The 12422-nt window shown below is 69.7% G+C and carries 8 protein-coding genes; 4 read left to right on the forward strand and 4 right to left on the reverse strand.

The annotated features are described in order from the left end of the window. Window positions 1-890: 890 nt before the first annotated feature. From Ate02nite_RS28570 to Ate02nite_RS28585, 4 genes are all read right to left on the reverse strand, one after another. Complete coding sequence (locus tag Ate02nite_RS28570) at window positions 891-2159, reverse strand: S53 family peptidase (protein ID WP_203810926.1); 1269 nt, start codon at window positions 2157-2159, stop codon at window positions 891-893. Window positions 2160-2176: 17 nt separating this feature from the next. Continuing rightward, window positions 2177-4228, reverse strand: coding sequence for a hypothetical protein (locus Ate02nite_RS28575; RefSeq protein ID WP_203810927.1), 2052 nt, complete (start codon window positions 4226-4228; stop codon window positions 2177-2179). Window positions 4229-4292: 64 nt separating this feature from the next. Beyond that, a complete protein-coding gene (gene pdxY / locus Ate02nite_RS28580; protein ID WP_203810928.1) occupies window positions 4293-5144 on the reverse strand; it encodes a pyridoxal kinase PdxY in 852 nt (283 codons plus the stop codon). A gap of 19 nt (window positions 5145-5163) precedes the next feature. Continuing rightward, the gene (locus tag Ate02nite_RS28585) at window positions 5164-6294 is read right to left on the reverse strand and encodes a hypothetical protein (protein WP_203810929.1); all 1131 of its coding nucleotides are present in this window, start codon (window positions 6292-6294) and stop codon (window positions 5164-5166) included. Between the two features lie 118 nt (window positions 6295-6412). Between Ate02nite_RS28585 and Ate02nite_RS49530 the strand changes: the two genes are divergently transcribed. The 4 genes from Ate02nite_RS49530 to Ate02nite_RS28605 all read left to right on the forward strand — a co-directional run bounded on the left by Ate02nite_RS49530 (window position 6413) and on the right by Ate02nite_RS28605 (window position 12421). Continuing rightward, window positions 6413-8635, forward strand: coding sequence for a rhamnogalacturonan lyase (locus Ate02nite_RS49530; protein ID WP_203810930.1), 2223 nt, complete (start codon window positions 6413-6415; stop codon window positions 8633-8635). A gap of 93 nt (window positions 8636-8728) precedes the next feature. Then, complete coding sequence (locus tag Ate02nite_RS28595) at window positions 8729-10408, forward strand: ABC transporter substrate-binding protein (protein WP_239147769.1); 1680 nt, start codon at window positions 8729-8731, stop codon at window positions 10406-10408. A 58-nt stretch (window positions 10409-10466) separates the two neighbouring features. Next, the gene (locus tag Ate02nite_RS28600) at window positions 10467-11474 is read left to right on the forward strand and encodes an ABC transporter permease (RefSeq protein WP_203810931.1); all 1008 of its coding nucleotides are present in this window, start codon (window positions 10467-10469) and stop codon (window positions 11472-11474) included. 5 nt (window positions 11475-11479) lie between these two features. After that, complete coding sequence (locus Ate02nite_RS28605; RefSeq protein WP_203811118.1) at window positions 11480-12421, forward strand: ABC transporter permease; 942 nt, start codon at window positions 11480-11482, stop codon at window positions 12419-12421. Window position 12422 lies beyond the last annotated feature (1 nt).

The raw sequence follows: 12422 nt of genomic DNA on the forward strand, positions 1-12422 counted from the left end.
GGCCGGGCCGGCGGGCCAGCGGCCGGGCCGGCGGGCCAGCGGCCGGGCCGGCGGGCCAGCGGGCCAGCGGCCGGGCCAGCGGGTCGGCTGGCCAGCGGCCGGACCGGCGGGTCGACGAGCCAGCGGCCGGGCCTCCCATATTGCGGGCATACGATCCCGCCTTGCGGACGAAGCCTCCACATCGTGGCCGCGGCACCCCGATATGCCGTCTATATCCGGCAGCGATAGGGCGGCCTGCGGCGAACTTGTCGAATTGGCACCCCGCTCAGTGATTTACCGTTCCAAGATCTGCGATTTTCCGGCGCGGGAGCTGCAGGAGAAGCCGCATAACTTCCAAAACGCCCTTCGCCGCCGGGGTAGGCAGCTACGCGTGTTGGCCGGCTGAGCAGCGAGCCCGGCGGGGTTGGGGTGAGAGCCCGGCGGGGTTGGAGTGGAGGCCCGGCGGGGTTGGAGTGAAAGCCCAGCGGGGTTGGAGTGAAAGCCCAGCGGGGTTGGAGTGAAAGCCCGGGGTTGGAGTGGAGGCCCGGGGTTGGAGTGGAGGCCCGGGGTTGGAGTGAGGGCCCGGGGTTGGAGTGGAGGCCCGGGGTTGGAGTGAGGGCCCGGCGGGGGTGGGGTGAGGGCCCGGCGGGGTTGGGGGTGAGGGGTCTGGATGCGCGAGAGTCGCTTCGCGGGCCGGTGTTGCACGCCGGCCGCGCGGTGTGGGCGGTCGGGTGCGGTTGCGGTTGTGGAGGTCGCCGCCCGTATCGGAAAAGCTTGGTCTTGAACCGGAAAGCTGTCCGGGGTTGACGCGATGGACCGGGCGTTGGTCGACATCCGGATGCGAGACCTGTTCGTCATGAGGGCCTCGCCAGGATGGTTCGGGCTGTTTCGGGTCCTGGGATGCTGAGCGGTCAGGGTGGGGTCAGGCCGGTCAGGCCGGTTGGGGTGCCCCAGCCGGTTGGGCCGTCATAGCCGGTTGTGCCGGTGCACAGGTAGTCGCCGCCGCAGGTGGCGGAGTTTGGGCCGGGGACGTTGCTGCCCGTCGTCACGTCTCGGAAGGCGGTGGCGCTGTGCCTCAACCACGGCACCGAGCCGTCGTTGATTCGGCTTGAGGCGCCGGTCATGGCGTACAGGGCCGCGATTATCGGGGCTGAGGCGCTGGTGCCGCCTACTATCTGCCAGGCCGCTACCGGGTATGAGTTGTAGACGGCCACGCCCGTGGCCGGGTCGGCCACCGCGGCCACGTCGTTGAGCATGCGCATCGGGCAGTTCGGGTCGGTCTGCCAGGACGGCTTTGGCATGTAGGCCGAGCAACCCGAGCCGGTCAGCGACCACACCGACTCCGACCACGTGCCGGCGGCGTTCTTGGTCAGGGTGGTGCCGCCTACCGAGGTTACGTGCCCGGATGCGGCCGGGAAGGAGACCGAGTAACCGATGTCGCCGGCGCTGACCACGATCGGGTGTCCGGGGTGGATGTAGTGCGACTCGAACTCGGTCTGCCCGGGGAACTCGACGCCGGTGCCGTAGCTGTTGGAGACGGTGTCCGCGCCCAGCGCCACGGCCGTGTCCACCGCCGCGCCCAGGTCGTCGAAGCCGTTGGAGGTGGCCTGCACCAGTAGGATCTTGCAGGCGGGGCAGACGGCCGAGACCATGTCCACGTCCAGCGACTGCTCCAGCGCCCAGCCCGGGTCGGGGGCGGGCAGCGGACTTGTGGCGCCGTCCTGGTTGACGATGCGCAGGCAACCGCTGGCCACGGTGCAGGCCGGCAGTCCGTAGGTGCTGCGGTAGACGGCCAGGTCGGCCTCGAGGTTGGGGTTCGTGAAGGCGTCCACGATGGCGACGGTCCGGCCGGTGCCGCCGGCCGAGATGTTGTAGGCCGAGACCAGGTCGGCCGGCGCGAGCCCGGCCGGCGCGGCGAGGGTGCCGACCGGGCCGCCGCTCACCACCACCTTGGCGAAGCAGGTGGCCTTGGGCGGCGCGACGCGGGGACACGCGTCCCGCACCACAAAGGACGTCGCGGTTGGCGATTCGGCGGCAGCCGTCGTGGATGGCGGCTCGACAGCGTCCGCCGCGGATGACGGCCCGGCGGCAGCGGCCGTTGCGGTCAGGGTGGTTGCCCAGGTCAGCATGGCGGCGGCAGTGGCGGCGCCGAGGGCGAGCAGTGGGGTGCGGATACGCATCTGTCTTCCCTTCGGGGTCAGCCGGCCACGCGCACGGCGCGGATGACGGTCTGGTCGAGCGTTGCGCCGGCCGGGTCGGTGGCGTGAATGCGCAGGGAGAGGTAACCGGCGGGGGCGGGTGGCACGGTTGCCGTGAATCGGCCGCTGCCAGCTGCTGCGGCGGTCACCGGTGTCCAGGTGGTGCCGTCGTCGGTGGAGACGTCCAGCGTGAGGTGTTCGGAGATCGGCGTTGGGTCGTAGGACTGACGCCGTAGCGTCACCGACAGCGGCGTGTCCACGCCCGCTCGGATCGCGTTGGTGGTGTCCGCCGCGATGCCGTATTCGGCGAACAGCAGCGGCAGGAACGCGCAGGGGGCGTCGCAGGTTCGGCCGGTCGGCAGCGAAGCCGTTGGCGATGCGGTGTGCCAGCTCCAGGCGGTGTGCACCCGGTCGGCGGTGCTCGACCACGATGCCGACGCTGCGGTGTCCAGCTCCAGCCTCAGCTGGGTCGCGGCGGCGGGGATGGCGATGCTGCCGACCGGGTCGGTGCCTTCGGCGATCAGGGCGCTATCGGCGTACACCCGGGTCTGGATGTTGACCTTGGTGGTTTCGCTGGAAACCATGCGGATCGCGTGGCCGCCGGCATCCATCCTCGGTCTTAGGTCGAGTTGCAGCTGGTTGGCCTGGCGGCAGGCGGGGCACGGCAGGGGGCGCAGGGTGGTCAGGTCGACGCCGGGCACGGCTGGCGCCGCGAAGTAACGGTCGGTCGTGCGCTGCCCGGGTCGATAGGCGACCAGGGCGGACTGCGCGCTGCCGTTGAAGTCGTCCGGTTGCGCTACGGCCGAGCCGACCCAGCCGACGCCGGGGAGCGCTGAGACGTACTCGGTGCGGCGCAGCGGCGCCACCGCCGTGCTGGCGAAGCGGATCGGGAACTGCTCCCAGGGCTGGAACGAGGTGCGGTAGGTGCTGATCCGCGAGGTGTCGCCCTCGGCCGCGTAGGTCGCGTCCAGCGTCGCCAGGCCGGCGGCCGGGACCTTCTCGGCGAAGTCGGCCGGCACCTCGCCCTCGGTCGGGAAGACCAGGTCATAGAGGTACGGGTCGGGGGCGGTGGCCGGGGAGGTCAGCCGGAAGTAGGTGTACCAGCGCACCGCGCCCAGGGAGACCGGGTCGGTGGGCGTTACCGACAGCGACGGGGAGCCGCCGATCATCATCACCGCGGTGGTCGAGTCGGAGCCGGCCGCCGATTGCCGTGAGTAGGTGGCCTGCATCTGCTCCAGCCCGGACGGGTTGGGTGTGGCCGGCACCGGTACGACCGTCGTCGCGGTGGCGGCGTCCGCGGTTACCGTCAGCTCGGTGCCGGTCACCGCCAGCTCGGGGAAGAAGAGGAGGGCGTCGCCTCGATAGACGCCGTCCGCGTCGTAGGTGGTGATGTTGACCTCGATCGAGTAGTGCCCAACCGGGACGCTGAACGACACCTGCCCGTCGCGGAACGGCTGCAGGCTGCTGAAACGCTGGACGTCCTCGACGTTGGTGGCCGCTACGCCGCCGCTGAACGCGGGGGCGCCCAGCTTGTCGAGGCCCTTCACGGTCAGCGTGGCCACCGGGTATTGCGGGGCGGCGGTGGGCTCGTCGGCGGGGGCGCCCAGCTTCTTGACGCCCGCGAGCGCACCGTGGGCGAGGCCGGCGCCGAAGGCGGCCGGGTCGTCGATCCGGCCGGTCGGCACGTCGAGGCCCGGGATGTCGTGCGGGGTCGCGCCGGGCGCCCACTCCACCCGGAGTGCGGGCGGCGGCGCGAGCACGTCGAACAGCGCGAGATCCAGCTCGCGGCCGACGAATGGCATGGCTTCGTCCGGTACGACGTAGAGGTGTTCGCCGACCGCCATGCTGCGGATCCGCACCGGGTCGGCGGTGGTGGTCGCGGCGGCCTCCACGGCACCGCCCTCTTTATCGAGGAAGAGGCGCTCCCCCGTCGGCAGCGTGAGCCGCACCGGGTTCTCGTCGGCGTGGACGGTGCCCGGCACGGCGGCCAGCGCGCCGATGAAGGCGAGCGCGAGCGCGGCCAGCCCGGCGGTGATCCTGAGGCGAAGCATCCGCATCCCTCCAATTAATCGAGGAATGTCTATATTGGGAGCGCTCCCACCTCAGGTCAACCCCTCAGCGCACCTGCTTTGCCTGGAACTGCATGCGCGGCGCCGCGTAGAACTCCTGCGCCTCCACCAGTTGGAGCTCGCGTTCGCCGGACCGGAAAGTGGTGTCGATCAGGTCGAAAATGCTGGAGGCCGTACGCTCCAGCGACACCGCCGCGTTCCGGGTCGCGACGTAGTGGGCGGTGAACAACGCGGCCGTCACGTCACCCGAGCCGTTCGCCTTGAACGGCAGGTGCGGGGTGGTCACCAGCCAGGCGCCGGCCTCGTCCACCGCGAGCATCTCGATCGTGCCCTCGTCCCGGTCGGGCCGCTCCACGCTGGTGACCAGCACGGTCGACGGGCCGGCGGCCCGGGCCAGGTCGGCCGAGGCCAGGGTGGACTCGATGTCGGCCGGCTCGGTGCCGGTCAGGTAGCCCAGCTCGAACTGGTTGGGCGTGATGATGTCGGCCACCGGCACGACCCGGTCCCGCAGCAGGTCGGGGATCTCCGGCGCGACGAAGCAGCCGGACTTGGCGTTGCCCATGACCGGGTCACACGCGTAGAGCGCGGCCGGGTTCGCGGCCTTGACCCGGCGGACGGCGTCAACGATCACGTCACCGATGCCCACCCCGCCCTGATATCCGGACAGCACCGCGTCGATCTGCGCGAACACCCCGCGCTCCTCGACCCCGAGCAGGATCTCGGCCACGTCCGACGGCGGGATCAGCGGCCCCCGCCAGGCGCCGTAGCCGGTGTGGTTGGAGAAGTTCACGGTGGGGACCGGGACGACCTCGACGCCGATCCGCTGCAGCGGGAACACCGCCGCGGAGTTCCCGACGTGCCCGTACGCAACGGCTGACTGGATGGACAGAACCTTCATGCCCACAGCGTAGAGACCGTCAGGAGCGGAACTGCGCGAAGCGGGGGCGGGCGGCTCCGCCGAACGCGGTGAACTCGCCGCCGACCGTGATCGCCCGGGTGACCGGGTTGACGCTCAGGGTGAGCACCCCCCAGCGGCCGTTGCTGCGGGGGTTCCAGCCGAGCAGCGTGCCGCTGGCCGAATCCCAGGCGCCCAGCTTGGGCTGACTCCGCATCCGCGGCGCGCACCACGAGGTCGCCGTGCGCGAGCGCTGCGGGCAGGCCACGGTGAAGTGCCCACCGCCGTAGACGACGCCGTTCAGGTAGGCGATCGCCTGCACATCACCGTCGGTGACGCTGCTCCACACCATCGACCCGTCCGGCCGGTACGCGACCACCCGGCCGCCCGGGCCGGCCAGCGCGGCGTACACCCGGTCGCCGTTGGTGGTCAGAGCCATCACCGAGTACGGCGTCGCCGGGCGGAAGCCCGGGTCGACCTGCCCGTCGGTGAGCCGCCGCGCGGAGAGGTGGCCCTTGATGCTGCCACCGACGTACAGCCGGGTCCCGGCCGTGCTCAGCGTCCGCACCAGCCCGTCCACCCCACCGCGGAAACCACTGTCCAGGGCGCCGTCGGACAGCCGGAACGCGGCCAGGTTGCGGACCGACCGGCCGTCCACCGACCGGATGCGGCCGCCCAGGTAGAGCCGCCCGCCCGCGGCGGCCAGCGCCTGGCCGATGCCGCCGACGGCGTGCCGCAGCGGACCCACCGCGCCACTGCGCAGGTCGATGCCGGCCAGGCCGGCCCGGGGCTGACCACCCACGGTGCTGAATTTGCCGGTCGCGTAGACCGAGGACCCGCTGGCGGCCAGCGCCATCACGGTGCCGTCGGCGAGCGGGGCCCAGGGCAGCAGCTTGCCGGTGCGCGAGTCCACCGCGGCGAGCCGCTTGCGGGGCACCGACTTCCCGTCGACGACCGCGTGGGTGAAGCTGCCGCCCAGGTAGATCGTGCCGCCCACGTTGGTGCTGGCGTACACCAGCCCGTCGAATCCGACCGTGGGATCCGGCCTCGCCGAGACCAGCGAGGTGGCCGCCTCGGCCGCCATTGGCGTGCCCGCGAAGGCCAGCACACCCGACAGAACCATCCCCAGACCCGACCGCCACACAAGACCCATGAAGACGACCTTATGAGGATATTGCGGGGTTCGGGACGAAGATCGACAAAGGTTGACCAAAGATAACGATCGATGGACACTCCCTGGAAAGCGCTTACCTCCGCCCTGGGAGAGCTGGATGAGGCTTCGTCGAATTGCCCTCGTGGCCGCCCTGATTCTGGCCGGTTCACAGGCCCCCGCCCAGGCCGGCGGCCGGGGCGGCATCGAACTGGAACGCCTCGACCGCGGCCTGGTCGCGGCGGCCACCGCCGAGGGCGTCTTCCTCAGCTGGCGGCTGCTCGGGCCGGAGGCGACCGGCCACTCGGCGACCGGGCTGACCGGGGTCAACTTCCACGTCTACCGGGACGGCCGGCGGATCGCCACGGTCACCGACAGCACCAACTACCTGGACCCGGCCGGCACCGCGGCGTCGACGTACCGGGTCACACCGGTCGGTGGCGGCCGCAGTGCGACCGCCACCCCGTGGTCGAGCAATCATTACGACTTGCCGCTGAACAAGCCGGCCGACGGCGCAACCTACACCTACTCGGCCAATGACATGAGCGTCGGCGACGTGGACGGCGACGGCCAATATGAATACATCGTCAAATGGGACCCGTCCAACTCCAAGGACGTCTCCCAGGTCGGTTACACCGGAAACGTCTACATCGACGCGTACGAGTTGGACGGCACCCAGCTCTACCGGATCGACCTGGGCGTGAACATCCGAGCCGGCGCGCATTACACCCAGTTCCTGGTCTACGACTTCGACGGCGACGGCCGCTCGGAGATGATGTTCAAGACCGCCCCGGGCACGAAGATCACCCGTTACCGGCCGGACGGCTCGGTGGCGTCGTCGAAATACATCACCATGCCGGCGGCGGACCGCAAGGCCGGCTACCGCGACACCGACGACTATCGGCTGAGCGCCGCCGGCTACTACGAGCACGTGGTGCGGATGTTCGAGGGCTGGAGCACACACCCCGAGGTGGTGGCCGGGCACTGGCCGGCGACGGTCGAGGAGGCGCTGGGCCTGGCGCCCGGATTCGGCGACGCGAAAGCGCTGACCGACTACTTCATGGACGTCTACGCCCCGGCCCGCAGCACTCGCAACGCCCTGCGCAATTTCGCCGGTTTCATCGTGGACGGCCCGGAATACCTGACGGTGTTCGAAGGCGCCACCGGCCGGGAACTGCAAACCGTGCGCTACAAGCCGGGCCGCACCGACGACGGCCTGATGTGGGGCGATTACGCGATGGCCCGGATCGAGCCGGGCAACCGGGTCGACCGTTTCCTGTCCGGCGTGGCCTATCTGGACGGCAAACACCCGTCCGCCATTTTCGCCCGCGGTTACTACACCAGAACGACAATCATCGCGTACGGCTGGAACGGTCACCGCCTCACCGAGAACTGGTACGTCGACTCGGGCTGGGTGCCGATGACGAACCCGTTCAACGACTCGCCGCACGGCCGGGACGGAACGAATCCGGAATTCGCCACCATCACCACCCAGGGCGACCACTCGCTCAGCGTGGCCGATGTGGACGGTGACGGAAAACAGGAGATCGTGTACGGCAGCGCGACCATCGACAACGACGGCTCCCTGCTCTACTCGTCGTACGACACCCTGCCCGCGGGCAGCGCCGCACCGGGCGAATACGTGCGGCTCGGCCACGGCGACGCCATGCACGTCACCGACATCGACCCGAACCGGCCCGGGCTGGAGATCTTCACCGCGCACGAGGGCGCGACCTTCGCCCCGTACGGGATGGCGATGCGTGACGCCGCCACCGGCGAGGTGCTGTTCGGCGCCTACTCGGGCCGCGACACCGGCCGCGCGATGATCGGCGACGTACTGCCCGAGGTGCCCGGCATCGAGAACTGGGCCAGCCTGCCCGGCGGCTCCGACGCTCTCGGCCTGCACAAGGCCACCGGCGAGGTGCTGACCACCGCCATCCCCGGCACCAACCAGAGCATCCGCTGGGCCGGCGACGGAACCACCCAGATCCTCAACGGCGCCATCGACGTCACCCCGACGATCGACGACTGGAAGCGCGGCCCGGTGCTGACCGCGACCGGCACGCTGGCCAACAACGGCACCAAGGGCACCGCTTCGCTGATCGCCGACATCTTCGGCGACTGGCGGGAGGAACTCCTGCTGCGTACGGCGGACAGCTCCGCGATCCGCATCTACCTGAGCACCGACCTGACCACCCACAAGCTCTACACGCTGATGCACGACCCGCAGTACCGGGTCGAGGTGGCCCGCCAGCAGACGACCTACAACCAGCCGTCCTACCCGAGCTTCTACCTGGCCTCGGACACCGACTGGGCGAAGGTGCCGCTGCGCAGTCGACAATGACACGAATCGATATCGACAACCCCACGTCTCCGTCCTGAATGGATAGTGTCGCGGCACCGGGCATGTCCGTACCCACAGGACGGGGTGAACACGATGCGTGCATCAGAAATGCAGGCGGGAAGACGCCGGGCGGTCATCGCCGCCGGCGTCATCGCAGCACTGACCATCGGCGCGGCCGGCTGCGCGAAGAGCGATCGCGACAGCGGCACCGACGACAACAAGGCCTCCGGCGGCACCTTCATCTTCGCGGGCGCCGGCGACCCGAAGAACTTCGACCCGATCTTCAACGATGACGGCGAGTCCTTCCGGCCGATCCGGCAGCTGTACGACACCCTCGTCACCCACAAGCCCGGCACCGCTGACCTGACCGGCGGCCTGGCCGAGAGCTGGGAGAACGACCCGACCGGCAAGATCTGGACGTTCAAGCTGCGCTCGGGGGTCAAGTTTCACGACGGCACCGCGCTGGACGCCACCGCGGTCTGCGCGAACTTCGACCGCTGGTTCAACATGAAGGGCGAGGCCGCCCAGTCCCAGATGATCTACTACACCGACATCTTCGGTGGGTTCGCCGGCAGCCCGGACGCCCTCTACGACAACTGCAAGGCCTCCGACGCCTCGACCGCGGTCCTGACGCTGAAGAAATACAAGGGCGCCTTCCCGGGCGCGTTCGCGCTCACCGCGTTCTCCATCGCCAGCCCGGCCGCGCTGAAGCAGTACGACGGTGACACCGTCACCCAGAACGGCGACTCGTTCTCGTACAGCGCGTTCGCCAACGAGCACCCGACCGGCACCGGCGCGTTCACGTTCGGCGGCTGGAACAAGGCCACCGGCGAGATCACCCTGAACCGCAACGCCGACTACTGGGGCGACAAGGCCAAGGTCGACAAGATGATCATCAAGGTGATCAAGGACGAGAACACCCGGAAGCAGGAGCTGCGTGCGGGCACGGTCCAGGCGATCGACTTCCCGGCGCCGGCCGACCGCAAGGCCCTCGCCGCCGAGGGCTACAAGGTGCTCGACCGGCCCGCCTTCAACATCCTCTACCTGGGCATCAACCAGAAGAACAACCCCAAACTCAAGGACCTGCGGGTACGCCAAGCAATCGCGTACGCCCTCAACCGCGCCCAGCTGGTGCAGACCAAGGGCCCGGGTGGCTCGGCGGTGGCCGACGAGTTCCTGCCCAACACCGTCCTCGGCTACGCCCCGGACGTGCAGAAGTACGAGTACGACGTGGCCAAGGCCAAGCAGCTGCTGGCCGACGCCGGCGCGACCGGCCTGACGCTGAACTTCTACTACCCGACCGAGGTGTCCCGGCCGTACATGCCGAACCCGCAGGAGATCTTCACGGTCCTGGCGAACGACCTGCAGGCGGCCGGCATCAAGGTCAACGGCGTGCCGCGTCCGTGGAACGGCGGCTTCAAGGACGACGTGCAGCAGTTCGGCAAGCAGGACCTGCACATGCTCGGCTGGACCGGCGACTACAACGACCCGGGCAACTTCGTCGGCACGTTCTTCGGCCGGGGCAAGGTCGAGTTCGGCGACCAGGCGATGACCGACATGTTCGACGCCATCGGCAAGGCCGACGCGACCGTCGACCAGACCGCCAAGAAGGCCGCGTTCGAGCAGGTCAACCGCGACCTCGCCAGCAAGTGGCTGCCGGCCGTGCCGATCTGGCACGCCCCGCCGGCCGTGGTGACCACCAAGAACGTCGTGGGCCTGGTGGCCAGCCCGCTCACCGCCGAGCAGTTCAACACGGTCTCGCTCACCAAGTAGGTCCGTGCCGGCCCGGGCCCTCGTGGTCCGGGCCGGTCCGCTCATTGAAGGACCTCATATGGTGCGAGTGATCTCGCGACGGCTGATCCAGCTCGTCGCCACCGTGGTCGCCCTGATGACCCTGGTCTTCTTCTGGTTGCGCAGCCTGCCCGGCGGACCGGTCGACGCGCTGCTGGGCGAGCGGGCGACCCCGCAGACCCGGGAGTTGCTGACCCGGGCCCTCGGCTACGACCAGCCGATCTGGGTCCAGTACGGCCGCTTCCTCAAGAACGTGGTGACCGGCAACTTCGGCAACTCCATCCGCACCGGCGAGCCGGTGACCGAGGTGATCGGCCGAGCCTTTCCGGCCACCATCGAGCTGGCCATCGCGGCGATCATCATCGCCATCGGGCTGGGCATCCCGCTGGGATACCTGGCCGCCAAACACCGCGGCCGGCTGCTCGACAACGCGACAATCATCGTCACCCTGGTCGGCATCTCCATCCCGATCTTCTTTCTCGGCTACCTGCTCAAGGACTGGCTGACCCAGGACATCCACCTGTTCCCGCCGTCCGGCCGGATCAGCACCGGCCTCGGGAACACCGACGTGACCGGGTTCTTCGTGCTGGACGGGCTGCTGACCCGGGAACTCGACGCCTCCGCCGACGCCCTCTGGCATCTGGTGCTGCCCGCGTTCACCCTGGCGACGATCCCCCTGGCGATCATCATTCGGATCACCCGGGCCAGCGTGCTGGACGTGCTGGACGAGGACTACATCCGCACCGCGGACGCCAAGGGCCTGCGCCACGCCACCGTCCGCAAGCGGCACGTGCTGCGCAACGCCCTGCTGCCGGTGGTCACCACCATCGGCCTGCAGACCGGCGCGCTGCTGGCCGGCGCGGTGCTGACCGAGAAGGTCTACAACTGGGGCGGCCTCGGCACGCTGATCACCGACTCGATCAGCGGCGGCCGCGACTACCCCGTACTCCAGGCCTTGATCCTGCTCGCCGCGATCGTGTTCATCGTGGTCAACCTGGCGGTCGACCTCTCGTACGCGTTCATCGACCCGAGGGTGCGTGTCAAGTGAGCGGAATGGCGACGCTCGCCGAGAACAAGCGCCGGCGGATCGAGGAGCTGATCGCGCGTACCTCCGAGGCCGGCGGGGTCAGCCTGTTCCGCGACGCCGGCCGCCGGTTGCTGCGCAACCCCACCGCGATCGTCGGTGGCGTGCTCATCCTGCTGTTCCTGATCATCGCGATCTTCGCGCCGCTGGTGGCGCCGCACGACCCGGTACAGCGGTTTCCCGAACTGACCCGGGACCTGACCGTCGACCACATCCCGGGCCCCACCGCCGGGCATCCGCTGGGCAGCGACCCGCTGGGCCGGGACTTCGCCTCCCGGATGATCTACGGCGCCCGGCAGACGCTGTTTGTCGGCGTCCTCGCCACCCTCATCGGCCTGCTGCTGGGCGTGCTGCTGGGCGCTATCGCCGGCGCGCTCGGCGGCCGAGTGGACGCGATAATCATGCGACTCACCGACGTCATGCTGGCCCTGCCCAGCCTGCTACTGGCGATCACGCTGGTCGCCCTGGCCAGCCAATCCACCCAGTGGACGGTGATCATCGCGGTCGCGGTGGTGAACGTGCCGATCTTCGCCCGGCTGCTCCGCGGCTCGATGCTGGCGCAGCGGGAGAGCGATCACGTGCTGGCCGCCCGCGCGCTGGGCGTGAAGCGGCACGACATCGTGCTGCGGCACATGCTGCCGAACTCGCTGACCGCGGTCATCGTGCAGGCCACGCTGACCTTCGCGGTGGCGATCCTGGACGCGGCCGCGCTGTCCTTCCTGGGCCTCGGCGACCCGGACATCAACCGGGCCGAGTGGGGACTGATGCTGGGGGTGGACGGGGTTCGGTATTTCGAGGTCCGCCCGGAACTGGCCTACTTCCCGGCCCTGGCGATCATTCTCGTCGCCCTCGGCTTCACCCTGCTCGGGGAGAGCATCCGCGAGGCCCTCGACCCGAAGAACCGGCGGTGAC

Source organism: Paractinoplanes tereljensis, assembly GCF_016862435.1.
GTDB classification, from domain to species: Bacteria; Actinomycetota; Actinomycetes; order Mycobacteriales; family Micromonosporaceae; genus Actinoplanes; species Actinoplanes tereljensis.

Excerpts from the sequence above, each read along its gene's own strand:
- Ate02nite_RS49530 (WP_203810930.1), top strand. The coding sequence starts at position 6,413 with ATGAGGCTTCGTCGAATTGCCCTCGTGGCCGCCCTGATTCTGGCCGGT.
- Ate02nite_RS28570 (WP_203810926.1), bottom strand. The coding sequence starts at position 2,159 with ATGCGTATCCGCACCCCACTGCTCGCCCTCGGCGCCGCCACTGCCGCC.
- Ate02nite_RS28585 (WP_203810929.1), bottom strand. The coding sequence starts at position 6,294 with ATGGGTCTTGTGTGGCGGTCGGGTCTGGGGATGGTTCTGTCGGGTGTG.
- Ate02nite_RS28600 (WP_203810931.1), top strand. The coding sequence starts at position 10,467 with ATGGTGCGAGTGATCTCGCGACGGCTGATCCAGCTCGTCGCCACCGTG.
- Ate02nite_RS28595 (WP_239147769.1), top strand. The coding sequence starts at position 8,729 with ATGCGTGCATCAGAAATGCAGGCGGGAAGACGCCGGGCGGTCATCGCC.
- Ate02nite_RS28575 (WP_203810927.1), bottom strand. The coding sequence starts at position 4,228 with ATGCTTCGCCTCAGGATCACCGCCGGGCTGGCCGCGCTCGCGCTCGCC.
- Ate02nite_RS28605 (WP_203811118.1), top strand. The coding sequence starts at position 11,480 with ATGGCGACGCTCGCCGAGAACAAGCGCCGGCGGATCGAGGAGCTGATC.
- pdxY (WP_203810928.1), bottom strand. The coding sequence starts at position 5,144 with ATGAAGGTTCTGTCCATCCAGTCAGCCGTTGCGTACGGGCACGTCGGG.